Here is a 25,938-nt window from a genome sequence, read left to right as displayed (position 1 = left end):
GCGCCGCAAGGTTCGTGGGCGTCGATGAACTATTCCCACTTTCGACGTGTCCCTTCCCCCTGCGGTTCTCGTCCCTCCTTCTGCTGGCTGCCGGTCGTGGGTCTGTGGGTTGCTCTCTCTGGAGCAGTGGCTCACGCCTCGGATGACGGCATCGGCGCGCAGAATCGGCCGAACCTGGCCTTCGCCGAACTCGCCCCCACACGCATCTTCCATGTGGCCGTGACGGGCAGTGATGGAAATGCAGGGACGGCCGCCAGCCCCTGGCGAACAATCAACTACGCGGCCACTCGCCTGCGTGCCGGAGAGGCAGCCTACGTGCATGCCGGTACCTACTCCGAGCGAGTGGTGATCAGCTCGAACGATGGCACGGCCAGCGCGCCCATCCAGTTGCTGGGAGCGCCCAACGAGTCGCGGCCCGTGATTCGCGGCGGAGACTCGAAGAGCGGCGCGATGATCCGCATCACGCGCAGCTACTGGGTCATCTCTGGCTTCGACATCCAGACGGCGGGCTCGCAGACGTACGGAGTGCGCTTCGACGGAGCGCACTCCGTGGTAGTCCGCGGTACGGAGGTTTCAGGCGGCACGGGCCCGGCGGCGGTGGTGTTCCACAACGGCGCCACGGACATCGGCTTCCTGCAGAACAAGGTGCACGACTACACCTTTGGCTCGAATGACAGCCACGGTTTGCTGGTGCTGCCGGACACCGCACGCATCCTGATCCAGGGCAATGAGTCCTGGGGCAACGGCGGAGACGCATTCCAGTGCCAGGGGACGGACACGGCCTCGGGCACGGCGCTGCCCATCGACGTCACCGTGGAGAACAACCGCTTCCACGAGGACCATGAGAACGCGGTGGACATCAAGACGTGCGATCGAGTCACGGTGCGGGGCAACAAGTTCTACGGCTACCGGCCCGTGCCCACGGCGCCGCAGGGGGACGCGATGGTCGTCCACTGCTCGGCGCGCCGCATCCTCGTGGAGGGCAACCGCCTGTGGAACAACGGCCGCGGGCTGGCCATCGGCGGGACTCAAATCCTGAGCGAGCCGGTGACGGACGTGATCATCCGCCGCAATCTGTTCTTCGACAACACCACCTCCGGTGGTGGCAAGGGCGAGGGCCTGAACGTGGGCACCAGCCGTCGCGTGCGCGTGCACCACAACACGTTCTTCAACATCCCCGTGAGCGCCATCCGGGTGGCGGAAGGCGAGAACGGCCCGCCCGAGAACACCGAGCTCTACAACAACGTCATCTCCACCTCGCCGCGCGCCATCGACGTGGCCCTCGCCACCACGGTGGGCTTCAAGTCGAACCGCAACCTGGCCTACCAGTCGGGCACGGACCAGGTCTTCCGCGTGGATGGGCGCTCGACGAACCTGAGCGGGTGGCGCTCGGCGACGCAGCAGGACGGCTCGAGCATCGTGGCGGATCCGCTCTTCGTCAGCGACCCGCGGAACAATGACTTCTACACGCAGCCTGGTTCGCCGGCGCGGGACGTGGCCCTGCCGCTGACCATTCCGTCGCCGCCGCTGCTGTCGGGCCAGACGTGCGGCACGGGGTTGGACCTGGGGTTCCTGGAATCCTGTAGCTGAAAAAGTCAGCAGCCGTGATGCTCTTCGGGGGCCGAAAAAGCATCACGGCTGCTTTGAGACCACGGGAAGTCCAGGCATCGGTGTCGGGGAATCCGATGCCTGGGTTGCGACCCACCGTGGGTTGCTGCTTTTCACTTTCACGGGCGAATTCCTCTCGGAGTGCCCGTTCTGAAAAAAAAGACCTCGGCATTTTCCGATCGGCCACAACTCGCGAGGTAGGAGCGGAGCGCAGGACAGAAGTCGGGGTGGGTTCGCCCTGAATCCGCAGGGTTCCGAGGGAAACATCTCCCAAGCCCGAAGGGCTGGGGTGAGCGGATGCGAGGCAGGGGGTGCCGTTATCCTTGGGGCTTCCATCCCAGGAGGAACCCATGAGCGTTGTCCGAGTCGTCCTCGTTGCGGGGGTGCTGTGGTCTACGTGGGCGCTGGCGGAGGCGCCTCGTGCCGAGTCCAAGCGCATCACGATGGATGTGGTCCGCGCGGACATCCATGACGTGTTGAGGATGCTGGCGGACAAGGGTGGGTTGAACCTGGTGGTGTCGGACGAGGTGCAGGGCAAGGTGACGTTGCGGCTGAGGGATGTGCCGTGGCGGCAGGCGCTCGACACGGTGCTCTCCTCGCAGGGGTTGGGGCAGGAGTTGAAGGGCAACGTGCTGCGGGTGGCGTCGATGAAGCAGCTGACCGAGGAGGCGGAGGCTCGGGCGAAGCTGAAGGCGGCGCGCGAGGTGGCAGCTCCCCTGCAGACGTACTTCATCCCGGTGAGTTACGCGCGGGCGGCGGATCTGCTGCCGCAGGTGCAGGCGCAGCTTTCGCCGCGAGGTACGGCGAGCGTGGATGCGCGGACGAATACGTTGATCGTCACGGACATCGCGCCTGTGGCACTGCCTTAGGGGCGCGCGAGCGCTCTGTGGTTCGTCACGTCTTTCGGAAGGCTCCAGAGCCCTCTGTCCTTGCTTGGGTGCCTCCAGGGGTGGCGGTGGCCACGTCAAAGGAGGGAACTCACAGGAGGACGATCATGGCGACACAGCGAGAGGAGAACACCCAGGCTGGCGGTGTGGAGGCACGTAGCCCGCGTCGCATCATCACGCCGGAGATCCGAGCGCAGCGCAGCGAGTCGAGGGCGGCGCAGACCTATGCCTTCTTCCTGAGGGACTTGGAGGCGAAAGGGTTGGAGCGGAAGCTGGCGGAGCAGGCGATCCAGTCGGTGCTGTGCGTGATGGAGCAGCGGTTGATGAGCGACGAGGCGCGGCACATGGAGGCGCAGCTGCCGAGGAAGGTGGTGGCGTTGCTGGAGCGCTGCGAGCGGCACCAGGGCCATCCATACCGGAAGTTCGGGAAGGCGGAGCTGCTCGGGATGGTGTCCGAGGATCTCGGCGTTGACGTGAACGAGGCAGAGCGCATCACCTGCGCGGTGCTGGCGACGGTGCGCGAGCACATCACGGAGGGCGAGGCCCTGGACGTGTTGGGCCAGCTGCCGAAGGATTTGCGGACACTCTGGGAGACACCGGAGGCCTTCTCCACAGCGGACACAGAGCGATGGCTGACAGGTCGGCACGTCGACGAGGTGATGACGCGGGAGGTGGAGGTGGTGCACCCCGACGACACGCTGAGGGACGTGGCGGAGAAGATGCGCACGTTGAACGTGGGGCCGCTCCCGGTATGCGATGGGGAGCGGTTGCAGGGGATCATCACGGACCGGGACATCGTGGTGCGAGCAGTGTCACAGGGGATGGACCCGAACACCACGCCCGTGTCGCGAGTGATGACGGACGAGGTGGAGTGGATCTACGCGGATGAGGACGTGAGGGCGGCGGCGGAGCGGATGCGCGAGGAGCAGATCCGCCGGTTGCTGGTGGTGGACCGGAACAAGCAACTGGTGGGCATCCTGTCGCTGGGAGACATCTCCACGGCGGCGAGCGAGCACGAGGCCGGCCGCACACTGGAGGCCATCTCCGAGCCCTCGCAGCCGATGACTCACTGAGGCGATGAATTGAAGCGAGGACTTCGGGCTGGGCGGATCACCCGCCGCCCAGCTTCTCCTCGAGCTCATCGAGCTCGCGTTTCACGGTGGGGTCCGTCTCACGGGATCCCTCCACCTTGCGCACCGAAGAGATGACCGTCGAGTGGTCCTTGTTGAACCGCGAGGCGATCTCCGGGAACGAGCTCTTCGTCAGCTTGCGGCACAGGTACATGGCCACCTGGCGCGCATGGGCCAACGCCTTGTGGCGACGGTCCTCCTTCAGCGCCTCGACCGTCACCTTGTAGTACCGCGCCACCTCGCGCTGAATCACTTCCACATCCACCACGCGGTTGGCCGGGAGGATGTCCTTCAACACTTGCGAAGCGAACTCCACCGTCACCGGCTGCCGGGACAGGCTGTGGATCGCCGACAACTTCACCAGCGCTCCTTCCAACTCGCGAACGTTCTTCTGGATGTGCTTCGCGATGAAGTGCGCCACGTCATCCGGCAACGTGAGCCGCTCGGCCTCCGCCTTCTTCTGCAGAATGGCCACGCGCGTCTCGTAGTTCGGCTCGCGGATGTCCGTGATGAGCCCCATCGTGAACCGGCTGCGCAGCCGCTCCTCCAACCCTGGTATCTCCGAGGGCAGCGTGTCGCTGGTGAGCACGATGGCCTTGTTCAACTCGTACAGCGTGTTGAACGTGTAGAAGAACTCCTTCTGAGTCTCCTCGCGCTTGCCCAGGAACTGGATGTCGTCGATGAGCAGCACGTCGCACTCCTCGCGGAACTTCCGCCGGAAGTCCGCCATGCGGTGCTCGCGCACGCTCTCCACATATTCGTTGGTGAACTGCTCGCTCGACAGGTACACCACGCGCTGCGACGGGTCCTTCTCCCAGATGTGGTTGCCCACCGCGTGCAACAGGTGCGTCTTGCCCAGCCCCGTGCCTCCATAGATATAGAGGGGGTTGTAGTTGTGGCCCGGCTTGTCGGCCACCGCGGAGGCCGCCGCCGCCGGCAACTGGTTCGAATCCGACACCACGAACGTCGCAAACGTGAACCGCACGTTCAGCCGGGGCGGACGGGCCACGTTCACCTTGACTGTCGGTGTGGGCTGTAGGTTCACCGCAGCCGCGCTCTCCTCCACCACCTCGTAAGCGACTTTGGCCAACCCGTCCCCTACCCGGGCGAGCGTGCTCTCCAACAACGAGCGGTAGTGGTCATCCACCCAATCCCGGAAGAAGCGATCGGGAACGCCCAGCACCAGCGCACCCTCGCGCACCTCCAGGGCCCGCATCCGCTCCAGCCACGTCAGCGCATACGTCTTTCCCTCCTGGCGGATGGTATCCAGCGTCCGGGCCCAGATAATTCCAGCACTTGGCGGTGTACTCAGAGCTTCTGCGAGGGCACTCACACGTGTCTCGGGTATGCAAAATCGGCCAGGGCCGAGGGGCCGACCGTGCTAACAAACGCACAGTGTACGATCAAGGTCCCGCGTCAAAGCACCGGAAGTCCGATGGTTTCTTGTGACGATCCTGATCGGCAACGGCCATGCCGTCGTGACAGGATTGTGGTGGCAGACCCCCGACCCCCCAGGTCTTGGGGGCGCCTACCCCTTATTCACTGAGGGTGTGGGAGGTGCAAAAAAGGCCGGGGCTGATCGGGCGGGCAGGCGGAAATGCTGGTGAACGTTGACTTGGGTGGGAGAACGGGTTACGAGCGCCGCCTTTTCACTGGGCCGCGCCGGATCAGGGGCGTCGCCGGAGTTTCAGGAGTCCAGCCATGGCCAAGGCCAAGCGCACGTATCAGCCGTCGAAGGTGAAGCGCAATCGCACGCACGGGTTCCGCAAGCGCAACAGCACGCGCGCGGGCCGTGAGGTTCTCAAGCGTCGTCGGGCCAAGGGCCGCAAGAGGCTCGTGGTGTCCGCTCCCAAGAAGTAGGTCGAGGGCCAACGCGTGCGGGGCGCGGGGGCGGCCGTCCAGGGTGAAGCCTTTCCCAAGGCCCTGCGCCTGTTGCGCCGTCACGAGTTCCTCCAGGTCCAGGAGGGTGGGCAGAAGTTGCCCTCCGACTGCCTGCTCGCTTTGGTGAAGCGCAACGGCCGGTCGTACACCCGGCTGGGCCTCACCGTGTCCAGCAAGGTGGGCAACGCGGTGGTGCGGGTACGCCTGCGGCGCCTGCTGCGTGAGCTGTTCCGCAAGCGGCGCGGGCAATGGCCCGCCGGCCTGGACGTGGTGTTGGTGGTGCGCTCCTCGGCGAAGGAAGTGTCCTTCGCCGAAATGGCGCGGGCCTTTGATGGTGTTACCCGCAAGCTGCAACGCCTGCCTCCCGCGGCACCCGGAGGGGCTTCTTCATGAGTCCGCTCGCCTTCCTCCTTGCTCTGCCCATCCGCTTCTACCGGCGGTTCATCGGGCCGCTGCTACCGAAGGTGTGCCGGTTCCATCCCTCGTGCTCCACGTATGCGCTGCAGGCGCTGGAGAAGCACGGCGGCCTCAAGGGCGCCTGGCTCACCGTGCGGCGCCTGTCGCGGTGTCACCCCTTCCACCCCGGCGGCCTCGATCCGGTGCCTTGAGCGCCCAGGCCGCCCTGTCCAGCCCTCTCCCGCGCGAGAGGGGACTCTATGAACCTTCCTGACGATCCTCTTGGACCCGACTCGAACGACTCGCAGAAGCGCCTGCTCATGGCGCTGGGCCTGTCGTTCGCGGCAGTCACCTTCTACATGCTCGTGCTGGCCCCGGCTCAGCAGCCGCCCGCCACGGCGAGTGCGGATGCGGGCGTCAGCGTGGACGCGGGCACGGTGGCCACGGCGCCGCCGCCTCCTCAGCCGGGCAGCACGCCCGAGGTGACGGCTCCCGGCACGCCGCCGCCGGAGCAGCAGGAGCAATCGGTGCGCACGGTGGAGCGCAAGCGCGCCGAGGCCTCGTACACCTTCTCCAGCGAGGGCGCGGGCTTCACCTCGGCGCAGCTGCAGGGCCCGAAGATGCGCGAGCAGCAGACGCTCACCATCCTGGAGGGCTACAAGAAGCTGTTCGGCGCGGAGCTGCCGCCGCCGCCGCAGATGAACCTGGTGCGGCCGGTGCCGGGCCAGCCGCTGCCGCTGTCATTGTCCATCGAGGGCGCCACGCCGCTGCCGGCCAACACGCGCTGGGCGGTGGCCGAGACGGACGAGAACAGCGTCGCCTTCACCGCGCGCCGCGGGCCGTGGGAGGTGACGAAGACGCTGCAGTGGCCGCAGTCGGGCTTCGAGCTCGCGTACACGGTGCAGGTGAAGAACACGTCCTCGCAGGCCATCTCGGGCGAGCTGCAGCTGCACCACAACCGGGCCATCGATCCCAACTTCGAGCACGCGCCGTCCTTCTTCGGCGGCGTGGGCAACCAGAGCCGCGCGGCGTGCCACGTGGGCGAGGACCTGCACAAGCTGGTGCCCAACGAGGATCCGCCTCAGGACACACAGGGGCCGGTGCACTTCTTCGGCATCGACCAGCAGTACTTCCTGTCCATGCTGTACCCGCTGGAGGGGCCTCGGCAGGGCCACTGCGTGCTGACGGCCACGCCCACGGTGCGCCAGGTGACGGCGGGCTTCCCGCTCAGCGTGGGCCCGGGCGAGACGGTGACGCTGCGCTTCGGCGGCTGGTTCGGCCCGAAGGATCCGGATCTGCTCAAACCGTTGCCGGGCTCGGACGTGCTGCGCGGCGCGGGCGTGGCGGCGGCGACGTGGCACCCCACGCTGGAGAAGACGGTGGACTTCGGCATGTGGGAGCTCATCTGCAAGGTGCTCCTGTTCTTCATGAAGAAGTTCCACGCCATCACCGGCAACTGGGGCGTGGCCATCATCCTGCTCACGGTGCTGGTGAAGCTCGTGCTGCTGCCGCTCACCTACAAGTCCATGGTCGGCATGGAGGCCGTGAAGGAACTCCAGCCGAAGATGGAGGAGCTCAAGAAGAAGTACGCGGATGACCGCGAGAAGATGAACATGGAGGTGATGAAGCTGTACCAGCAGGCCAAGGTGAATCCGCTCGGCGGATGCCTGCCCATGCTGGTGCAGATGCCGGTGTGGATCGCCCTGTTCACCTCGCTGCGCAACAGCTTCGATATCTACTGGGAGCCCTTCCTCGGCCCGGTGTGGAGGGACCTGACGTACAAGGATCCCACCTACCTGCTGCCCCTGGCCCTGGGCGTGTCCATGGTCATCACCCAGAAGATGCAGCCGCAGATGATGGATGCGGCCCAGGCGCGCATCATGATCTGGGTCATGCCCATCATCTTCACGCTCACCTTGCTCAATTATCCAGCGGGCCTGTCGCTCTACATCTTCACCAACAACCTTCTGTCGATCGCCCAGCAGTACGGGTTGAGGAAGTGGCTGGATCGGCAGAAGCTGAAGCGCGGGGTCGCGGTGCAGGAAGCCGTGGGAGGCAAGCGCAAGTGACCGAGCAGGCCCTACAGCAGCAGCAGTCGCTGACGAACTCGAACTCGGCAGGCACGACGCGGGCCCGGGTCGAGCGGCTCCTCACCGACATCCTCGGGCTGATGGGCTACCCGGCGCGGCTGGAGTTCCAGGATGCCTCGGATGGCAGCCTCGCCGTGGCGCTCCACTTCGAGGCGGGCCTGCCGCCGGGAGTGGAGAACGGCAAGCGCAGCCAGGTGGTGGATTCGCTCCAGTTCCTCCTGAACAAGATGCTGCACCGGCCCGGTGTGGAGCGGCGGTGGGTGCTGCTGGGAGCGGGCGTGTTCCCCGAGCCCCGGCCGCGCAAGGAGCCCCAGGCCCCCGTGCCTGCTCCGGCGGGTGCGAATGGGTCCGCTGCCGCCGCGCCTGCTCCGCGCCCGCCTGCGCCTCCGAAGGTCCAGGCCCCTGCTCCCGCGCCTGCCCCCGCGCCCGTGAAGGCTGTTCGGTCTGCGCCTGCTCCCGCGGCCGCACCGCCGGCCCGCCGCACGGAGGCCGATGAGCGCTCCGTGGAGGTGAGCGAGGATCCGGTGCTGAAGGAGGCAGCTCGCCAGCTTGCCAGCAAGGCAGCCACGCTGGGTCGCTTCTACGCGATCGCCGCCATGAAGGTTGAAGATCGGGCGCGCGTCCTGAAAGCAGTGGAGGGAGTGGCGGGTGTGACGGTGGCGGGCGAGGGCGAGGGCCGGTGCCGACGGGTGGTGTTCACCCCGGAGAAGCCGGCGCCGCTGCCTCGGAAGCTCCTGTTGCCGGAAGATGACGAGGACGACTTCGAGGGCTGAGCCAGCATCGCTCGGCCCTCAGGAGAGGATATGGGCAAGGCGAAGTCTCTCAAGGACAAGCTGTTCGGCGCGGCGGTGCTGAAGATGAGTTTCCGACTGCGCGGCGACGAGGACTCTCCGGCCTTCCGCTTCGTGTACCCGGGCGTGCTCCGAGACCTCGAGCTGGAGGACGCCGCGGTGGAGAAGTACATCGAGGAGAACCGTGAGGCCGTGGAGAAGGCGGCTCGCGGCTCCAGTCCGGCTCCTGGCGCCCGGTGAGCCACGCCACCATCGTGGCCCTGGCCACGGCGCCTGCCGCGGGCGCTGTGGGAATCCTTCGGCTGTCGGGCCCCGCGGCTCTCGAGGTGGGCCGCAAGCTGGCTCCGAGCGTTCCGGCCGAGCCCACGCCCCGCCATGCGTACCTCGCCGGGTTCGTAGATGCCGCGGGCCGGACACTCGATGAGGGTCTCTTCCTCTACTTTCGCGCGCCCGCCTCCTTCACGGGCGAGGACGTGGTGGAGCTCCAGGCGCACGGGAGCCCTCGGTTGTTGCGGTTGCTGCTCGGGCGCGTGCTGGAGGACGAGCGTGTGCGCCCGGCCGGGCCCGGAGAGTTCACCCGCCGCGCCTTCCTGAACGGACGCGTCGATCTGACCCGCGCTGAGGCCGTGGCGGATCTGGTGGCGGCGGACTCGGAGGCGGCGGTGCGGGCAGCAGCAGCAGGGCTGTCCGGCGCCCTATCCCAGCGCGTGCGAGCGTTGGAGGACCCGCTGCGCGCGCTCCATGCGGACCTGGAGGGCGTGCTCAACTTTCCGGATGAGGCAGAGGGCGCCGATGCGGACATGGGCGCCCGGGTGGCGGCGTTGCGAGTCCAGGGCCAGGAGCTCCTGGATGAGGCAGGGCGAGGGCGGCTCGTGCGCCGGGGCGCGCGGGTGGTGCTCTACGGGCCGGTGAACGCGGGCAAGTCCACCTTGTTCAACAAGCTGGTGGGCGAGGCACGGGCCCTCGTGGACGACGAGCCCGGCACCACGCGCGATGTGCTGGAGGCACGCGTCGAGTGGGAGGGCCTGTCCCTCACGCTGCTGGACACCGCGGGCCTGCGAGAGGCGGCCGGACGTGTCGAGGCGCTCGGCATTGCCCGGACGCGTGAGGCGCTCGTCGGCGCGGACTTGGCCGTGCTCGTGCTCCCTCCCGAGGCCACTGGCGCGATGGCCGAGGCCTGGACTCGCGAGGCCGGTGCGACGCGACTGGTGCGCGTGGCTGGCAAGAGCGATCTGGGCGCCGCGGCTCTCGGTGATGATCCGGAGCAGCTCCGGGTGAGCGGGCTCACGGGAGAGGGAATCGAGGCACTGCGCAGGGCGATCCTCTCGCTCCTGTGGGGCGGAGGAACACCCTCGGCCGTGGCCCTCGTGTCGGAGCGCCACGCCGACGCGCTGCGCCGTACCTGTGAGGCCCTGGCGCGTGCCGAAGCGGCCAGCCACGTTTCCACCCTGGAGGTTGTCTCAGGAGAGGTTGGCCTGGCGCTCGAGGCGCTCGGAGAGATGTCCGGCACCCACGTTTCCGAGGCCCTCCTGGACGCCATCTTCCAGCGCTTCTGCATCGGCAAATAGCCCACTTCCCAGGGCCCGCCGGGCAATGTCAGACCGGTCCTTAACATGCGTTCTCGTTCAGCCGCCGCACGGGAGAGAACGGTGACGCAGACCCGCATTGATCAGGCGACGTACTCGGTCCTCAACGCGCTACCCCTCGGGTGGGTGGGCGAGATCGTCGAAGATGAACTCGTCGCCTCTCCTCGCCCCCTCGCCTCGCAGACTCGCGCCGCCTTCATGCTGGGCGTGGAACTCCGGGAGCAACTCGAACAGCGCCGCAGCAACCAGGGCCGCTGGTGCTTCCTGCGTGCGCCGGAGCTGCACCTGGGCCGGGATGTGATGGTGCCGGAGTTGGCCGGTTGGCGCCGCGAGCGCGTGGAGGTTCCGCCCGATCCGAGCGCCCCCTTCCTCACGCTCACGCCCGATTGGGTGTGCGAGGTCGTCTCGCCGGCGACCATTGCCCTGGATCGCACGCGCAAGCTGCCGCTGTATGCCCAGCACGGCGTGTCCCACGCGTGGTTCATTGATCCGGAGGCGCGCACCCTCGAGGTGTTCCAGCGCCTCAAGCGCGGCTGGCTGTTCGCCGCCTCCTACGAGGGAGATGCCCTGGTTCGCGCCGAGCCGTTCCCGCAAGTCACCGTGAACCTCGGCTCGCTCTGGCTGCCCCTGGAGGCGACGGAATCGCCACGGGCTCTCGCGGTGGCGCGGTAGGCCTCAGGCCTCAGTTGCGCAGGTACGGCTCGCTGCCCAGCCGCAGCAGCCGGCGCACCGCGCGCACCAGCAGCTCCGGATCTACCGGCGCCGCCAGGAAACCCAGCGCTCCCACGGCCTGCGAGCGCTTCAGCTCCTGCTCCGGCGCCTTGCCTGCCACCAGCAGCCTTGCATCCACGCGGTGACCGAGTGCCTCCACGGACGGCAGCGGTGACACCACGATGGTGTCGCCGCCCGCCGCGCTAACCTCGGCGGCGCTCACCACCAGAGCGGCGATCCCTGCCGCGTTCAGCACTCGCACCAGGCCCGCGCTGGCCTCCGAGCCCCAGCCATAGACGAGGACGCGAGCCACCCGGAGCGCCGGGGCCACCGGCATGAGCCGCGCCGGAGGCGAATCCACCTCCAGGGGCGAGAGCAGGGGCAGTCCACCCTGCTCGAACGTGGGCGGCCGGGTCGCCGCGTCGTCCTCGAGCAACTCGTGCTCGATGACCACGTCCTCGATCATGCAGTTGTTCATGAAGCACATCACTTCATCGGCATCGGGCAGCGAGAGGGCCGGGGCCGCCTGGGGCCTGCGCACCTCGTGCACCTCTCCGCGGTACAGCCGGCCAATCGCCCGGCGGAGCGCCGCATCCGTGGCGAGCCGCGCAATCACCCTGCCCTTGCCCGACACGCTCTTCACCACGTCCAGCGCATCCATTCTCGCCGGCGCGGCGATGGCCACCACGAGCACCGAGTCTCGCGGGCCCTCCAGCCGCAGCGGCACCACCCGGTAGGACTCCGCGACTTTCAGGGGCACCAGCCTCGCCAGCCGCGGATCCACCGTGTGCGAGTCCAAATCCACGGCGGGGATGCCCGTCTGCTCCTCCAGCGCGGAGAACACCTGCTCGACCCCCGCGAAGCCCTGGTCCACCACCACCTGGCCCAGCGGCAGGCCCCACTGGCGCTGGAACGCCAGCGCTGATTGGAGCTGCAAGGAGTCAACCACTCCGCGCGCCAGAAGGATGTCGCCCAGTCGCTTCTTCATGGTCCGTACCTCGCTGCCGCCCCCCAGAGGCGGTCCACGGTGGGGAACCTGGCTGCTCAGTGAGCAACCGAGGTTGAGAGTCGCTCATGCTCTTACAGGGCCCCCATCCGCCGATCTTCTTCCCGGACGCCAGAGTGTTCAGTTCGTGCGCCACAACCCTTCGAATTTCCTGGTTTTTCCGGCCAGCTGTCTGAGTAGGCAGGCTGTCCGGGGTTTGGGAGGCCACGTAGGTGGTGGTGTGAGCACCTCGTGCCCATCTTCCCGGCGTGTACGAGGCATCTCTGGAAGAGGTGCTCCGGTGCCTTCGAGACGAAGTGCACGGAGCTTGTGGCGCGATGAAGGTGGGGCGGCGGCTGGAAGGCGTTCGCGTCCGTCCCGAGTCCCTGGGGCCCTTCCTGCACTTCAAGCGGGGGCGGTACACGCGAAACCTGGTCTACCGGGACCCTCGCTTCGAGGTGGTGCTCAACTGCTGGGACGCCGGGGTGTCCTCACCCATCCACGATCACTCCGAGCAGGAGTGCTGGTTCAGCATCCAGGCGGGGACCTTCATGCTCGAGGACTACCCGCTGCTGGCGGGCGGCCATCGGCCCGGGTACGCGCTGCTGGGTGCGCCTCGCATCTCCGAGCCCGTGCGCCCTGGGCATGTGGACTACCGTGGGCCGCTGGACTCCATCCACCGCGTCTCCGCGCTCGAGGGCCCCGCGGTCACTCTCCACGTCTATGCCTCGCCCGTGGAGCAGTGCCTGGTGTTCGATGTGCGCCGTCAGCGCTGTGCCACACGTCGGCTCACCTACCACTCCGTGTTTGGGCGCCCCGTGGGCGAGTCCTTGCGGAACGAACTACCTCATCCGGCGTAGGGGTCTGGGCAGGCGCCCCAGGTACTGTCACCATCCCCGAGTAACGTGACGCGTCATCCGCTCCCGGGAGTCCAGTCCTCCCGGGCCGCCGGCCAGCTCATGGGGGGTTGGGCCGAACGGCGCGCGCGGACTCCGGAGGGTGTCATGAGAATGCAGGGTTGGATGCCGGGCCTGGGCCTGGCGGTGGCAGTGTGGCTGAGCGCCACACCGGCCCGCGCCGAGGATCGCCGTCGCGAGCCTCAGCGGTGCGAGGATCGCTGTGACGACGAGTCCCGGCGCTGCCGGGAGATCTGCAAGAAGTACGCGGGCAACGACAACGACACGTGCTTCAAGGCGTGCAGCGAGGAGGAGAAGCGCTGCACCCAACAGTGCAAGGATTCCTCGCGGCGGTGAGGCCGCGAGCCAGGCCTACCACTGGGCCTCGGGCAGCGGGGCGCGCAGCGCCTCGGTCTGGGTGCGGATGACGCCCAGCCGCATGCCGAGCCGGTACAGCGCCTGGGTCTGCTCCACCACCGGAGCCCACGGAGCGAGGGCGCGCACCGAGGCATTGGCCTCGTCCTCGCTGTTGTCCCCGGCGCCACCACCCAACATCTCGGCGATGACCTCCGAGGGCTGCTTCTTGCGAGGGAACACCTGGACGTGCACCGCGGCGTCCTTGGGCAGCTTCGCCGCCTCCTTGGCCAGCTCCAGCGCCTTGGGGAAGCCGCCCAGCTCATCCACCAGCTTGTTCGCCTTGGCGTCCTCGCCCGTCCACACGCGGCCGCGGGCCAGGGACTGGAGCTGCTCCAGCGGCATGTTGCGGCCCTTGGCGGCGCGGCCGGTGAAGTCCACGTAGACGCGGTCCAGGAAGGCCTCGTTCTTGGCCCACTGCTCCGGGGTGAAGTCCGCGTCCGTGCTGTACATGCTGGCGTCCTTGCCCAGCGCGAGCGTCTCCCAGTTCACTCCCAGCTTGGACCAGAGGTCCGCCGTCACCATCTTCCCGCCGAACACGCCGATGCTGCCTGTGAGGGTGCCCGGCTGGGCGACGATCTTGTCCGCGTCCATGGAGACGAAGTAGCCGCCGCTGGCCGCGTAGGTGGCCATGGAGACGATGACGGGCTTGCCCTTCTCGCGGGCGCGCTGCACCTCGCGGCGCACGGTGTCGCTGGCCACGTAGCTGCCTCCCGGGCTGTCCACGCGGAAGACGATGGCCTTTACCTTCGGATCCTCCGAGGCCTTGCGCAGCGCCAGCGCCACGCTGTCTCCGCCCATGCTCTGGTCGCCGCTCAGCGGATTGGAGTCACTCTTGCCGCGCGACACGCCGCCCACGCCGTACACCAGCGCGATCTTCGAGTCCCCCGAGGCGTTGGGCCGGCCGACGCGATCCAGGTACTTGTTCAGGAAGAGCAGCTTGCTGTCCTCGCCACCGAGCTTCTTCACCTGCTCGAGTACCTCGTCCCGATAGAGCAGCCCGTCCACCAGCTTGGCCTCCAGCGCGGCCTGACCCATGAGCGGCGCCTTGTCGATGAGGGACTTCACCTCGTCCTCGCTCAGCTTGCGGTCCTCGGCGATGCCCCGGACGATCTGCCCGTAGAAGCTGCTGAGCAGCTTCTCCATGGCCTCGCGGTGCGGGGCCGTGAAGGTCTGCTCCGTATAGGTGTTGACGGCGTTCTTGTACTCGTAGCGCTGGCCGATGCGCGGCTGCACTCCGAGCTTGGCGAAGGCCTCCTTGGCGAAGGGCGTCTCCAGCGCCACGCCGGTGAGGTTCACGTCGCCCGAGGGCTGGATGTAGATTTCATCGAACGCGGTGGCCAGGTAGTAGGCGCCGGTGGCTCCGCCGCCCTCGCCGAAGGTGTCCGCGTAGACGATGGCCTTCTTGCCACTGGCCCGGAAGGTCTTCACCGCGTCTCGCAGCTCCTGCACCTCGGCGAGGCTGCCAGGCTGACCCATGCGCACCAGCAGCGCCTTCACCCGATCGTCCTTGGCCGCCTTCTCCAGCGCGTCCAGCACGTCGTGCACGGTGGTGTCCTTCTTCCCGAAGGCCCCGGCCAGCGAATCCTCCGCCACCAGCTCGGGCAGGGGTTTCTCCAGATCCAACTCGAGTACGACCGAGCCCGGCACGGAGGGCTTGCTGGAGGCGGCAATTCCAATCAGTAGGATGAAGCCCAGGAAGCCGAGGATCGACAGCGCCCCGATGGCGGCCAGCGCTCCGACGATGAAGCGTTTCATGTCAGGCAGACTCCTCGGGCCGGAAGATGGTCGGCCCAGAACCGGTGCTTACTACTAACGAGCTCTCTGTACGATGTTCCAGCCGATGCATTTCGGGAGGCGGGCGTTCGAGCGGCCGTTGCTTTCTCGGGATGACGTGTAAGGTTCGCGCGGTTGGTAGGCCCGTGCACTCCCCGATGACTCGCGAGAACCGCATGCGTCGTGTTCCCCTTTCTCTCTTCGCAGCCCTGCTGCTCACCGCTGCCCCGGCGTTGGCCCAGGCGCCCGCCCCCTCCCCGAAGGCTGCTCCGGCCGCCAAGGCCAAGGCCGGTACGCTCGCTCCCGTGGCGAGCGTGGAGGGTATCAACGAGTACCGCCTGCCCAACGGGCTGCGCGTCGTGCTCTTCCCGGATCCGACCAAGCCTACCGTCACCGTGAACGTGACGTACTTCGTTGGCAGCAAGCACGAGGGCTATGGCGAGGCCGGCATGGCCCACCTGCTCGAGCACTTGATGTTCAAGGGCACGCCGAAGACGACCAACGTGCCCCAGGCGCTCACCGAGCGCGGTGCCCGGCCCAACGGCACCACGTGGCTGGACCGCACCAACTACTTCGAGACGCTGCCGGCCTCGGACGCGAACCTGAACTGGGCGCTGTCCTTCGAGGCGGACCGCATGGTCAACAGCTTCATCGCCAAGAAGGACCTGGACAGCGAGATGACGGTGGTCCGCAACGAGCTGGAGCGCGGGGAGAATGATCCGCACTCGGTGCTCGAGCGGCGGGTGATGAGCGCGGCCTACCTGTTCCACAACTACGGTAAGCCCACCATCGGCACGAAGGCGGACCTGGAGAACGTGCCCATCGAGCGGCTCCAGGCCTTCTACCGGAAGTACTACCGCCCGGATAACGCGATGCTCGTGGTGGCCGGCCGCTTCGAGGAGGCCCGGGCGCTTCAGCTCATCCAGGACACGTTCGGCAAGCTGAAGCCGCCCGCCCAGCCCGTGCCGCGCACGTACACCGAAGAGCCCACCCAGGACGGTGAGCGCCAGGTGACGCTGCGCCGCGTGGGAGAGACGGGTGCGCTCGTTGCCGTGTACCACGTGCCCGAGGGTGCCCACCCGGACTTCGCCGCCATCGACGTGCTCACCGAGGCGCTCGGCGACAACCCGTCCGGCCGGCTCTACAAGGCGCTGGTCGAGACCAAGAAGGCCGCCCGCGCCTCCGCCTCCAACATGCAGCTCCAGGATCCGGGCGTGCTGACGTTCAACGCGCAGATCCGCGAGGGCCAGTCCGTGGGCGCCGCGCGCGCTGTGCTCATCAAGACCGTGGAGGAGGCTGCCCGTACGCCCTTCACCGCGGAAGAGGTGAACCGCGCGAAGACGAGCCTGCTCAAGCAGCTCGAGCTCATCCTCAATGACTCGGAGCGCTCCGCCATCATCCTGTCGGAGTGGGGAGCCCTCGGCGACTGGCGCCTGATGTTCCTGCACCGCGACCGCATCGAGGCGGTGACGCCCGAGGACGTGACGCGCGTGGCCGCGACGTACCTGAAGACGTCCAACCGGACGCTGGGAGAGTTCATCCCCACGGCGAAGCCGGACCGCGCGGAGCTGCCGCCGCGGGTGGACATCGCCGCGATGCTCCAGGGCTACAAGGGCCGAGCGGCCGTGGCCCAGGGCGAGGCGTTTGACCCTTCTCCCGCCAACATCGAGGCGCGGGTGCAGCGCTCGCAGCTCCCCGGCGGGATGAAGCTGGCGCTGCTGTCCAAGAAGACGCGCGGAGAGATGGTGAGCGTGGCCCTCAACCTGCGCTGGGGCACCGAGCAGACGCTGATGGGCAAGACAGACGCGGCGAGGACGGCCGCCTCCATGCTCATGCGCGGCACGAAGACCAAGACGCGCGAGCAGATTCGCGACCTGCTGGACAAGCTGAAGGCGCGCGTGGGGGTGGACGGTGGGCCCACGGGAACCTCCATCTCCATCGAGACCACGCGGCAGAACCTGCCCGAGGTGCTGAAGCTCGTGGCCGAGGTGCTGCGCGAGCCCGCCTTCGATCCGAAGGAGTTCTCGCTGCTGCAGCAGGAGCGGTTGGCCTCGCTGGAGAAGGCTCGCAGCGAGCCGGACACGCTGGGCAGCTATGCCTTCCGCCGGGCGATGGGCAGCCAGTACCCCAAGGGCCACCCCTACTACGCGCCCACGGTGGAGGAGGACATGGAGTCCTTGAAGACCGTCACGCTGGAGCAGGCGCGTGCCTTCCACCAGGGCTTCTACGGTGCGTCACAGGGCGAGCTGGCGGCGGTGGGCGATTTCGATCCGAAGCAGCTCGCGACGCAGGTGGGCGAGCTGTTCGGCGGGTGGAAGAGCCCGGCCCCGTACGCGCGCGTGCCGCAGACCTTCAACGACGTAGGTGCCCAGGCCAAGGCGCTGGAGACTCCGGACAAGGCCAACGCCTTCTTCCTGGCGGGGCAGAACCTGCAGCTGAAGGATGACAACCCGGACTGGCCGGCGCTGATGCTGAGCAACTTCATGTTCGGCGGTGGCTTCCTCAACTCGCGGCTGGCCACGCGCATCCGCCAGAAGGACGGCCTGTCCTATGGCGTGGGCAGCGGCCTCAACGCGAGCGCGATGGACCCGGTGGGCTCGTTCATGGCCTACGCCATCTACGCTCCGCAGAACGCCACGAAGCTCGAGGCCGCTCTGCGCGAGGAGCTGAACCGGGCGGTGGAGAAGGGCTTCACCCCCGAGGAGCTGGAGAAGGCTCGCGCGGGCCTGTTGGAGTACCGGCAGACGGGTCGCGCGCAGGATGGCGGACTGGCTCGGACGCTGGCCAGCTACCTGTTCTACGGGCGGACGCTCGACTTCGACGCCGCGCTCGAGCAGCGCATGGCGAAGCTGACGAACGAGGATGTGCGCCAGGCGCTCGCGCGGTACGTGGATGCGAAGAAGCTCACCGTGGTGAAGGCGGGAGACTTCGCCGGGGCGGCCAAGAAGGAGAAGGCCCCAGTTCCGGCGAACCCCTCTCCGTAAGGATGGCCTCGGCGTGGGAGGAGGCTCGGAGCTGCCGGGCCTCCCCTACTCCTCGAGGTTGATCTTGATGACCTTGGTCTCGCCGGCCTTGAGCTCGAAGGCCTGGGTGACCTTCTTCTTCAGGTCATCATTGATGAACTGCACGGTGTACTTGCCCGCGGGAGTCTCCACGGGATCGAACGGCGTCTGGCCCAGGTTGCGCCCGCTGAGGATGACGGTGGCGTAGGGCCGGACGCGGAACACGACGGTACCCTTGCCCACGGCTGTTGAAGCGCTGGCCGCAGGCCGCGTGGGGCGGGTGGTGGGCCGCGTAGTGGGGCGCTTCTGCGACGTGGAATTGGCGGGCTTGGACGGCTCTGGGTTCTCAGCCGGGTTGTTCGCCGGTTCGACCTTCGCTACCTCGACGGGCTTCGTGTTCCCGTCGGGGGGGGTGGTGCCGGATGGCGGGTTGTTGGGAGACGTCTCCGGGGCGGTGTTCTGGGCGGAGCCGGGCTGATCAGGGGTGGGCGGGGTGCCCGTCCCGGAGGGGTCCTTCGCCACGATGGGCTCGGGAGGCTTGTTCGTGCTGGGAGGCGGAGTCGTCGTCCCATTTTGGAGGGGGCGCACGGCCTCCTGCGGAGGAGTCACCGGCTCGGGCAGAGTCTTCATCCGCCAGAATACGAAGCCACCTCCGGCCGCGAGCAGGACGGCGCCCATTGCCGCGGGCAGCCACCGCTTCCAGGAGGGCAGCGCGGCAGGGGATTCCTGCGGCTGTGTCTTGGTCTGCAGCTCCCCGGTGGGGAGGGGCATCGTCTTCGCGGAGAGTTCCTCGGGGGCGGGCTCCAGGGGCTCGGAGGGCTCCAGGGGCACCGAGGGATTCATGGCGACCGCGGGATCCACTGGCGCGGCCATGCTTCCGACCCGGGATCCCGGGGCCGGGCGCGTGCCACTGCGAGGCCCGGTGCCCACGCCGGAATGCCCCGGTGCGGGTGTATGGGAGGGCGTGGCCGAGGGGCGTGGGCCACTGCCACCGCGAGCCGAGCCCGTTTGCGGCGTGGGCACGGGAGCGTCGGTGCTGGGCGCCACCTGGGCGATGAGCTGGACGATCTGATGGGTGGTGACGGGCTTGCCGACGGAGAGGATGAACTCCTCGAGATCGGTTTCGAGCGCGAGGCAATCCGGGTAGCGCTGCTCGGGATCCTTGTGGATGGCGCGCTCGAGGATCTGCTGGAGGGACTCGGGGAGATCCGGGCGGTGCTGGACGGCGGGGGTATGCGCCTCGAAGAGGATGGCCTGCATGAGGCTGGCATCCGTGGTGGCGTCGTAGGGCTTGCGGCGGGTGAGCAGCTCGTAGAGGACGACGCCGAGCGCATAGACATCCACGCGGCGGTCGAGAGGCTTGGCGCGGACCTGCTCGGGAGGCATGTACGCCAGCTTGCCCTTGATGACACCGCTCTGGGTTTTGTGGCTCTGACCGGCGGCCTTGGCGATGCCGAAGTCGACGACCTTCACCGCGCCCTGGCGGGACACGAGGATGTTGTCGGGGCTGATGTCGCGGTGGATGAGGCCGAGGGGCTCACCGGTGGTGGGGTCCTGGAAGTCGTGAGCGAAGGCGAGGCCCTCGCAGGCGGCGGCGACGAGGCGTGCGCAGAGGGCGGGAGGGAGAGCGAGCCCGGCGGCATTGGCGCGTTTGAGGAGGACGCGGAGGTTGGGTCCGTCGATGAACTCCATGGCGAGGAAGTAGTCGCCATCGGCCTCACCGAAGTCGAAGATCTGGACGATGTTGGGGTGATTGAGTTGAGCGGCGAGCTTGGCTTCGGCGAGGAACATCTCGACGAACTGGGGGTCTTCGGCGAGGTGGGGGAGGATGCGCTTGAGCACCAGGGTCTTCTCGAAGCCCATGGGGCCGGCGGCCTTGGCGAGGTAGACCTCGGCCATGCCGCCGGTGGCGAGCTTGCGGATCAGCTGGTACTTGCCGAGTTGCTGCATCACGAGGCGGATCCTCCTCGAGGGGTGTGGACCCTCCAGGGCGAGGGCGGATACAGACCGCCGCGCAGGCAGACGGTGTCACAGAGTCGGGTCGGAGGGGAATGCGGTATGTGAGGAAGCGGTGACCCGGAAGCCTGCCCGCCTGTGCGTCTAGCGGGTCCTGAACGGTCTGGCCAGTTCGCGGACGGACCGGGTGTGGACGGGACCGGGTAGGACGGGGCGGCCGCGGGATGTCCATACGTTGTGCGGGGTATGGCCGTGCGAGCGGTGGCTCCTAGCATTGGGCGGCATGCGCGATGGAATGATCCGCAGGGCCTGGATGCCGCTTGCCTGCCTGGTGGCGGTGTGGGCAGTGCCACGAAGCGCGTGGGCGGCGGGGGACTTCGAGGGCTCACTTCGAGCGGCGGTTCGCCTCTACGAGAGCCTGGAGTACGAGAAGGCGCTGGAGGAGTTGCAGAAGGCGCGGCGGCAGGCACGTGGGAGCGAGCAGGAGGTGAGCGTCTCGCTTCATGAGGGCATCTTCCTAGGAGACATGGGGCAGCGGGACGAGGCACGCGCTGCGTTCAGGAAGGGGTTGCTGCTGGATCCGGGGGCGCAACTGCCGCTGAAGGCCTCTCCGAAGCTGGAGCGAGACTTCGAGGCGGTTCGGGACGAAGTCATCGAGGATCTGGAGCGCGAGGCCCAGGAACGCGCGGAGAGGGAACGCCAGGGCCTGCCGCCAGTGAGGGCTACTGAGGACCGACCTGAGCGATCTGCTTCGCCGGATTTGAATCCTTCGCAGACGAAGTGGCCGGTGAAGGTGTGGTCGCCTGGGCCCGTAGAGGAAGTGCCGGGACATTCCCATGTGAGAACAGTTGTTCCGCTGGTGCTCACGGGAGCGGGAGTGGTGTCGGCGGGAGCGGGAATCGTGTTCGGGTTGGTGTCGCGCTCCAACGTGTCGAAGCTCAGGCACGTCTACGCAGATGGACGGCTTCCGGCATCGACGGAGCTGGCGAGTCTGGATGATCTACACAACGACGCGCGTGGGCAGGCTCGAATGGCCAACGTGCTGTTTGGCGCCGCAGTCGTCACGGTGGGAGGCGCCGTCGCGATCTGGTTGCTCGGCTCGGATGACAAAGATGTGGAGCCGAGGGGGGAGCGCTGATGCGGTCCGTGATTGGATGGATGGGGGCGTTGTGGCTGCTGGCTAGGTGCACCGTGCCTGGCGATGTGGCGAGGGTGTGTAGTGTGGACAGTGACTGCGGCGAGAACGGAGCCTGCAACACAGCGCTAATGCTCTGCTACGCGGCGGATACGGAACCAGAGATGCCCGAGATGGTGTGCATGCCTGCTTGTGCGGAGTACGAGGCCTGCACGAAGAATGGATGCCGGGCCCGATTCACGGGAGTGGCCTTCCAAACGCCTAGTTCTGGTGCTCTGATCGATGCAGGGCTGGTGCAGGTTGTGGCAAGGGTGGAGGTCAACGAGACCTACCGGGCCACGACCCGGTTCCCTGGAACACTCGAGTTCAGTGCGGAGTTGAGTGGCGGCGGTTTGGGGGGGAGCTTCGCGAACTTCAGCCACGATGATGCTGGTACCTATAGCGCGGTGTGGACGCCGCCGTCCTTAGAGGCCCAAGTCACGCTGAGGGCGGTTCACCCGGTACCTGATGCCGGTGTGTCGGGTTCCATCATCGTGCAAGTGGATGCGGTACCGCCCACGCTCACAGTGAATGTGCCTGCGCCCAATTTTCCTATCTCTGATGGGGGCATGGTCTATGCGGATCCCGATGCCGGTGGATTGACCAACCTCTGGAGGAGAGACCATCAAGTACCGGTCGAGATTCGCTCGGACGAGCCGAACCTGGATGTGAGTTCGATGAGAGTGGCGCTGAGAGGAACGGATGGAGTCGCCAGTGCTTCCGTAGCCGTCATCCCGTTGACAACGGGTTGCAATGTTCGCTTCTGCGGTGTGGCCCTGCTGAATCTGTGGGAGCCGACTTTCGATGCCTTCCGTGGTTCCATGACGCTGGAAGTCCAGGGCAGAGATCTGGCTGGCAATGTAGGCACGACATCTCCAGCCATACCCCAAGTCAATGTGACGCGATGGAAGTGGGCTTTCAGCCCGGGCACTGGAGCCATCAGCTCCAGCCCTGCCATTGGCGAGAAGGGGACTGTCTACATTGGTACCACCGACGGCAGGGTGATAGCAGTCAATCCAGATGGCACTGAGGCGTGGGAGGCCACTCTAGGGGGAACCGTGAGAAGTTTGGCAGTGGGGGCTCACGATGGTGGGGTCGAGTTCATTTATGTTGCGGCCAACAGCAGCAACAACAAGGCTGTGCTTTACGTCCTCTCCAGCGAAGATGGGGGGACCAAGGTGCGTTGTCCAGGTTTCGGTGAACACGTCGGCCCGGTTCTAGGCGCTATTGCCATCTCAACTTTCGGAACAGCGCCCAACCGATTCGAATCGGGTATAGCAGTCGTAAACAATGGCTCGGTTTCTGAGCTTTGGGTCGTCCGACCTAGCGCAGCGACTGCAACGACTCAGTGTGTGCTCTCCAGTTCTACCTTCGGTCTTCCCGAAGCAACACAAGACATTTCGCGTTCGTTGGTTGCGACTGGAGACACTTTCCTCTACCCGACGAGTGATTCCACCATAGTCAGCTATAGCTTTGGTGGTAATGCTTTGAATTGGCAGACACAGCCGACCGGTGAGCCTGTCGTAGGTCTAGCCCTCACAGGTGGGAATGTCGTGGGCGGTGGAGTTGGCTCCACGGCGACTCAGGGAGGCCTCTACTCCGTACCGTTGACTGGCAGCGCGAATGCGACATTGTTGGCGGGTACGAGTGGTGGTCGGGTGCGGAATGCCATCATCGGACCAGGAGGTACAATCGCCCTTTATGGCCAGGACACCAGCAACTTCCAGGGCACTCTCAAGAGGTATGACCTGCCAAGTCAGAGGTTGACCAGTCCGAGTCCCAATGTGGGAATGTTGAAGCATGCCCCGGCACTGGGGGCTGATGGAGTGCTGTATACGGCATCGAGCACTCTTGATCTTGTAGCAGCATGGTCCGTGAGTGATCTTAGCTCACGTTGGTCGGAACCATTAGGAGCAGCCACCGCCTCGGTGGGACTGGACTGCGCGAGAGACTCTTCCAACTCTCCTATCCCAGGCATGCCTGCTGGGACGCTCTACGTGCCTACCATGCGAACCATCAAAGCTATCCTCAACGCTGTTATCGTGGACAGCCAAGGCCTCAGCCGGGATATGGCTGCTTGGCCCAAATACCAGCACGATGCGCGCAACACCGGCAATCCGGCCACCCCCATTACCAACTGCCAGTGAGCCTTGGGGACGCGTTGGAGTAGTGTGAAGCGATGATGCCGAAGGGCTGGACGCGGTGCGGATTCGTGACCGTAGTTGCTGTGATGCTCGTGGCCTGCTCCTCGAGCCGGACCGAGGCCATGAAGTCCGAGCCTCCGGCCTCCTCCGCGCAGCCCGCACCGGTGCAGTCGGGGGCTCCTGTGGATCCTCGTCCCGAATCTCCCGCTCCTGTGGAGCCATCCACCAACGCGGATGCTGGCGTTTCCGGCTGTGCCTCCTGTGGCCCCGATGATCACTGCCTGAACGGGCGCTGCGTGTGCCAGCCGCGCACCTGTCTGTCTCTCCGTCAACGCTGCGGCCGCTTCGATGATGGGTGCGGCCACGTCCTGGACTGTGGGCCCTGCTCCCGCTGCCCCCCTGATCAGATGGACTGCTGCGGCATCTGCATACCCAAGGCCGAGAAACGCTGCCCCGATAACGTCCACTGCCCTACGACTGCCCCCGAGATGTGACGCACAGCGGCTATCCCACCACTTCCCGTGTCAGACCTAAGGGTTACTCCTTTCGTCCAGTACGACGAAGGAGCGCCGGTGTCTTTCTCCGATGATGGGGTTTTCGCTCTCGCGATGTGGCCCGCACATGCGTGCCCCGCTGGCTCCATGGCGCCCTCCACCTGGCCGCATCCGGTGACTCCCATGTCTCAGTCCTCTCCCGAGAGGCCCGAGCCCCGCTGCTTTCGCTCCCCCAAACCTCAGCCCCCTGCCCTCCCCGTCTCCCGCCTCCCTCCGCCTGCCGAGCGCCAGCCCTCCCCTCCTCGCAAGCAGGAGGACTCCCGCGAGACTCGCAGCTTCGTCGATGTGCTCGGCTGTCTGATGTAGGGCAGTCCCGCTCTCAGCCGACGTTCACCACTCGCACCTGCACCGCGTTGTTCCCGTAGCCGAGCCGGTTCCACGGCGCGGCCTCTGGTTGGGTCTCGCCCGCCTCGTCCGTGGCTCGCGCTCGCAGCGTGTGCCGGCCCGCGACCGCGTCCTCCCAGGTGAAGGCCCAGCGCACCCAGGCCGAAGGCCTCGGCGTCTCCAGCAGTGTGGCCGGCTTCCAGCTCTCTCCGCCGTCCACCGCCACCTCCACCTGCACCACCCGGCGCTCCCCGCTCCAGGCCATGCCTTGCACTACGACCCGGCCCGGCGCCACTCGCGCCCCTTCCTCCGGCGAGGTGATCAGCGACTTCACCCGCATCCGCGTCACCGGCTCGGGGGCTCGGCCGTTGACCTCGTCGTAGATGTATTTCTCCTTCTGGTAGTGGCCCTCGAAGGGGCGCGTGAGGGCCTCGATGCGGTTCACCCATTTCACGCTCGCCATCCCGTACCAGCCCGGCACCAGCAGTCGCACCGGCGCTCCGTGGGCCCGCGTCAGTGGGGCTCCGTTCATCTCCAGTGCCAGCAGCGTGTCCGGGTGCAGCGCCTTGCTGAGGGGGAGCGAGCGGGCGAAGCGCTTGCTCCCCTGCCCGTCTGCTCCCTCCACCAGGATCTCCACCGTGTCCGAGCGCACTCGGGCCCGCTCGAGCACCTCGGCCAGTGGGACTCCCTTCCACACCGCCGTGCCCAACGCTCCCTGCGTCCAGGGCTCTCCCTCGGGAAGCGGCGCCATTGTCGTGCGCCCGTTGCCGGCACACTCCAGCGTCACCACCAGCGAGCGCAGGGTGCCTCGCGACAGCTCCGCCATCCCTAGCGTGAAGGGAGACTCCACTGCGCCCCCGACCGCGATGCGGTGCGTGGCGGCGGGCAGCTCCGGCTCCGGGTGGTTGCTGCGCACATAGAAGGAAGCGGTCGGCGTTTGCGGCCGGGCCAGCGCCTGCTGCGGAGTCTCCGCGTTGAAGGGCATGGGCTTCACCACCACAAGCCCTGCTCGCTCCTCGTCCCTGCGGTCCTCTCGCGACGGCTCCGCCGTGTCGATCCCCGTCTCCATCCGCCCCTCCCCGTTCTTCCGCCCCTGGGGGAGATGGGGCGCCCTTCCGCTCGGGACAAGGCCCTTTGTTTGGTGGAGAGCACCCAGGCCTCCGGTGACTCCAGGTGAACAGGGGGAGTCTCCGTCTGCCGCAGTTCGTGGCAACTGGTACGACAGGTGGACCGGTTCGGCTGGAGCGCGCCGCCCAGGCCCCCCGGGCGCGTCACGCCCACGGGTATGACAGGTGGACCGGTTCGGTTGGAGTGCGCTGCCCAGGCGCTTGGCGGTGCCTGGCAACTGGTACGACAGGTGGACCGGTTCGGCGCGAGTGCGCCGCTCAGGCTCCTGGCGGTTCGTGGCAACTGGTACGGCAAGTAGACCACCTGGGCCGAAGTGCGCCGCCCGGGCTCACTCGGAGCGAGTCATTTGCGGAGAGCGTTTCGCAGGGATCATGGGGGATCTAGCACTACTGCGTTAGGGGCAGGATTACCAAGGGAGCAAGCAGCCGTGGGTTGCGCGCTTTGGTACCTGTTGCATCCGTGCTGAGAGGCCCTACCTATGAGGTATGGAGCCGTTCATGAATGC

General features: G+C 67.0%; 21 protein-coding genes. 16 read left to right on the top strand and 5 right to left on the bottom strand.

What is annotated here, in order from left to right; all coding sequences use genetic code 11:
* Positions 1-126 precede the first annotated feature (126 nt).
* The 3 genes from KY501_RS36510 to KY501_RS36500 all read left to right on the top strand — a co-directional run bounded on the left by KY501_RS36510 (position 127) and on the right by KY501_RS36500 (position 3,568).
* Complete coding sequence (locus KY501_RS36510) at positions 127-1,590, top strand: right-handed parallel beta-helix repeat-containing protein (RefSeq protein WP_224368496.1); 1,464 nt, start codon at positions 127-129, stop codon at positions 1,588-1,590.
* A 368-nt stretch (positions 1,591-1,958) separates the two neighbouring features.
* The gene (locus tag KY501_RS36505; protein ID WP_224368495.1) at positions 1,959-2,477 is read left to right on the top strand and encodes a secretin and TonB N-terminal domain-containing protein; all 519 of its coding nucleotides are present in this window, start codon (positions 1,959-1,961) and stop codon (positions 2,475-2,477) included.
* Positions 2,478-2,602: 125 nt separating this feature from the next.
* Positions 2,603-3,568: a CBS domain-containing protein gene (locus KY501_RS36500; RefSeq protein WP_224368494.1), complete on the top strand. Its 966-nt coding sequence runs from the start codon at positions 2,603-2,605 to the stop codon at positions 3,566-3,568.
* 37 nt (positions 3,569-3,605) lie between these two features.
* Here KY501_RS36500 and dnaA read toward each other — a convergent pair whose 3' ends face one another.
* Positions 3,606-4,958 (bottom strand): chromosomal replication initiator protein DnaA, encoded by a 1,353-nt coding sequence (gene dnaA / locus KY501_RS36495; RefSeq protein WP_224368493.1) that lies wholly within the window; start codon positions 4,956-4,958, stop codon positions 3,606-3,608.
* A gap of 368 nt (positions 4,959-5,326) precedes the next feature.
* Here dnaA and rpmH point away from each other — a divergent pair, with 368 nt between their 5' ends.
* The 8 genes from rpmH (at position 5,327) to KY501_RS36455 (ending at position 11,041) form a co-directional block, all read left to right on the top strand.
* Positions 5,327-5,485, top strand: coding sequence for a 50S ribosomal protein L34 (gene rpmH / locus KY501_RS36490; RefSeq protein ID WP_044189417.1), 159 nt, complete (start codon positions 5,327-5,329; stop codon positions 5,483-5,485).
* A gap of 15 nt (positions 5,486-5,500) precedes the next feature.
* The gene (rnpA, locus tag KY501_RS36485) at positions 5,501-5,899 is read left to right on the top strand and encodes a ribonuclease P protein component (protein WP_224368492.1); all 399 of its coding nucleotides are present in this window, start codon (positions 5,501-5,503) and stop codon (positions 5,897-5,899) included.
* Positions 5,896-6,114: a membrane protein insertion efficiency factor YidD gene (gene yidD, locus KY501_RS36480; RefSeq protein WP_224368491.1), complete on the top strand. Its 219-nt coding sequence runs from the start codon at positions 5,896-5,898 to the stop codon at positions 6,112-6,114. Before rnpA ends, yidD begins: the two co-directional genes overlap by 4 nt.
* A 48-nt stretch (positions 6,115-6,162) precedes the next feature.
* Complete coding sequence (gene yidC / locus KY501_RS36475) at positions 6,163-7,971, top strand: membrane protein insertase YidC (protein WP_224368490.1); 1,809 nt, start codon at positions 6,163-6,165, stop codon at positions 7,969-7,971.
* Positions 7,968-8,765, top strand: a complete 798-nt coding sequence (locus KY501_RS36470) for a KH domain-containing protein (RefSeq protein ID WP_224368489.1) — start codon at positions 7,968-7,970, stop codon at positions 8,763-8,765. The genes yidC and KY501_RS36470 overlap by 4 nt, the downstream gene beginning before the upstream one ends.
* A 30-nt stretch (positions 8,766-8,795) precedes the next feature.
* A complete protein-coding gene (locus KY501_RS36465; protein ID WP_224368488.1) occupies positions 8,796-9,023 on the top strand; it encodes a hypothetical protein in 228 nt (75 codons plus the stop codon).
* Entirely contained in the window at positions 9,020-10,351 is a 1,332-nt protein-coding gene (mnmE, locus tag KY501_RS36460; RefSeq protein WP_224368487.1) for a tRNA uridine-5-carboxymethylaminomethyl(34) synthesis GTPase MnmE, read from the top strand. Before KY501_RS36465 ends, mnmE begins: the two co-directional genes overlap by 4 nt.
* Before the next feature lie 81 nt (positions 10,352-10,432).
* Complete coding sequence (locus tag KY501_RS36455) at positions 10,433-11,041, top strand: Uma2 family endonuclease (protein WP_224368486.1); 609 nt, start codon at positions 10,433-10,435, stop codon at positions 11,039-11,041.
* Between the two features lie 10 nt (positions 11,042-11,051).
* Here KY501_RS36455 and KY501_RS36450 read toward each other — a convergent pair whose 3' ends face one another.
* A complete protein-coding gene (locus KY501_RS36450) occupies positions 11,052-12,068 on the bottom strand; it encodes a GspE/PulE/PilB domain-containing protein (protein ID WP_224368485.1) in 1,017 nt (338 codons plus the stop codon).
* Positions 12,069-12,403: 335 nt separating this feature from the next.
* On the opposite strand from KY501_RS36450, the gene KY501_RS36445 reads away from it, so the two are divergent.
* Together KY501_RS36445 and KY501_RS36440 are read left to right on the top strand one after the other, a co-directional pair.
* Positions 12,404-12,925 carry a cysteine dioxygenase gene (locus KY501_RS36445; RefSeq protein WP_224368484.1) on the top strand — a complete coding sequence of 174 codons (522 nt, stop codon included), beginning with the start codon at positions 12,404-12,406 and terminating at the stop codon, positions 12,923-12,925.
* Between the two features lie 144 nt (positions 12,926-13,069).
* On the top strand, positions 13,070-13,318 hold the full coding sequence (locus KY501_RS36440) for a hypothetical protein (protein ID WP_224368483.1): 249 nt from the start codon (positions 13,070-13,072) through the stop codon (positions 13,316-13,318).
* A 15-nt stretch (positions 13,319-13,333) separates the two neighbouring features.
* Here KY501_RS36440 and sppA read toward each other — a convergent pair whose 3' ends face one another.
* Complete coding sequence (sppA, locus tag KY501_RS36435) at positions 13,334-15,133, bottom strand: signal peptide peptidase SppA (protein WP_224368482.1); 1,800 nt, start codon at positions 15,131-15,133, stop codon at positions 13,334-13,336.
* Positions 15,134-15,327: 194 nt separating this feature from the next.
* Here sppA and KY501_RS36430 point away from each other — a divergent pair, with 194 nt between their 5' ends.
* Positions 15,328-18,135 carry a M16 family metallopeptidase gene (locus KY501_RS36430; RefSeq protein WP_373691682.1) on the top strand — a complete coding sequence of 936 codons (2,808 nt, stop codon included), beginning with the start codon at positions 15,328-15,330 and terminating at the stop codon, positions 18,133-18,135.
* 45 nt (positions 18,136-18,180) lie between these two features.
* On the opposite strand, the gene KY501_RS36425 is transcribed toward KY501_RS36430, so the two are convergent.
* Positions 18,181-20,103: a serine/threonine protein kinase gene (locus KY501_RS36425; protein ID WP_224368679.1), complete on the bottom strand. Its 1,923-nt coding sequence runs from the start codon at positions 20,101-20,103 to the stop codon at positions 18,181-18,183.
* A 289-nt stretch (positions 20,104-20,392) separates the two neighbouring features.
* Here KY501_RS36425 and KY501_RS36420 point away from each other — a divergent pair, with 289 nt between their 5' ends.
* Positions 20,393-21,247 carry a hypothetical protein gene (locus KY501_RS36420; protein WP_224368481.1) on the top strand — a complete coding sequence of 285 codons (855 nt, stop codon included), beginning with the start codon at positions 20,393-20,395 and terminating at the stop codon, positions 21,245-21,247.
* 161 nt (positions 21,248-21,408) lie between these two features.
* Positions 21,409-23,430 carry a PQQ-binding-like beta-propeller repeat protein gene (locus tag KY501_RS36415; protein WP_224368480.1) on the top strand — a complete coding sequence of 674 codons (2,022 nt, stop codon included), beginning with the start codon at positions 21,409-21,411 and terminating at the stop codon, positions 23,428-23,430.
* Between the two features lie 870 nt (positions 23,431-24,300).
* Here the strand turns inward: KY501_RS36415 and KY501_RS36410 are convergent.
* On the bottom strand, positions 24,301-25,374 hold the full coding sequence (locus tag KY501_RS36410; protein ID WP_224368479.1) for a sulfite oxidase: 1,074 nt from the start codon (positions 25,372-25,374) through the stop codon (positions 24,301-24,303).
* Positions 25,375-25,938 lie beyond the last annotated feature (564 nt).

The sequence above is a fragment of the Hyalangium versicolor genome, from assembly GCF_020103695.1.
GTDB lineage: Bacteria > Myxococcota > Myxococcia > Myxococcales > Myxococcaceae > Hyalangium > Hyalangium versicolor.
Note: the sequence above shows the minus strand (reverse complement) of the source record. Positions and strands in the feature narration are given on the sequence as shown.

Excerpts from the sequence above, each read along its gene's own strand:
- KY501_RS36505 (WP_224368495.1), top strand. The coding sequence starts at position 1,959 with ATGAGCGTTGTCCGAGTCGTCCTCGTTGCGGGGGTGCTGTGGTCTACG.
- KY501_RS36500 (WP_224368494.1), top strand. The coding sequence starts at position 2,603 with ATGGCGACACAGCGAGAGGAGAACACCCAGGCTGGCGGTGTGGAGGCA.
- rpmH (WP_044189417.1), top strand. The coding sequence starts at position 5,327 with ATGGCCAAGGCCAAGCGCACGTATCAGCCGTCGAAGGTGAAGCGCAAT.
- yidD (WP_224368491.1), top strand. The coding sequence starts at position 5,896 with ATGAGTCCGCTCGCCTTCCTCCTTGCTCTGCCCATCCGCTTCTACCGG.
- yidC (WP_224368490.1), top strand. The coding sequence starts at position 6,163 with ATGAACCTTCCTGACGATCCTCTTGGACCCGACTCGAACGACTCGCAG.
- KY501_RS36465 (WP_224368488.1), top strand. The coding sequence starts at position 8,796 with ATGGGCAAGGCGAAGTCTCTCAAGGACAAGCTGTTCGGCGCGGCGGTG.
- KY501_RS36450 (WP_224368485.1), bottom strand. The coding sequence starts at position 12,068 with ATGAAGAAGCGACTGGGCGACATCCTTCTGGCGCGCGGAGTGGTTGAC.
- KY501_RS36445 (WP_224368484.1), top strand. The coding sequence starts at position 12,404 with ATGAAGGTGGGGCGGCGGCTGGAAGGCGTTCGCGTCCGTCCCGAGTCC.
- KY501_RS36440 (WP_224368483.1), top strand. The coding sequence starts at position 13,070 with ATGAGAATGCAGGGTTGGATGCCGGGCCTGGGCCTGGCGGTGGCAGTG.
- sppA (WP_224368482.1), bottom strand. The coding sequence starts at position 15,133 with ATGAAACGCTTCATCGTCGGAGCGCTGGCCGCCATCGGGGCGCTGTCG.
- KY501_RS36430 (WP_373691682.1), top strand. The coding sequence starts at position 15,328 with ATGCGTCGTGTTCCCCTTTCTCTCTTCGCAGCCCTGCTGCTCACCGCT.
- KY501_RS36425 (WP_224368679.1), bottom strand. The coding sequence starts at position 20,103 with ATGCAGCAACTCGGCAAGTACCAGCTGATCCGCAAGCTCGCCACCGGC.
- KY501_RS36420 (WP_224368481.1), top strand. The coding sequence starts at position 20,393 with ATGCGCGATGGAATGATCCGCAGGGCCTGGATGCCGCTTGCCTGCCTG.
- KY501_RS36415 (WP_224368480.1), top strand. The coding sequence starts at position 21,409 with ATGCCCGAGATGGTGTGCATGCCTGCTTGTGCGGAGTACGAGGCCTGC.
- KY501_RS36410 (WP_224368479.1), bottom strand. The coding sequence starts at position 25,374 with ATGGAGACGGGGATCGACACGGCGGAGCCGTCGCGAGAGGACCGCAGG.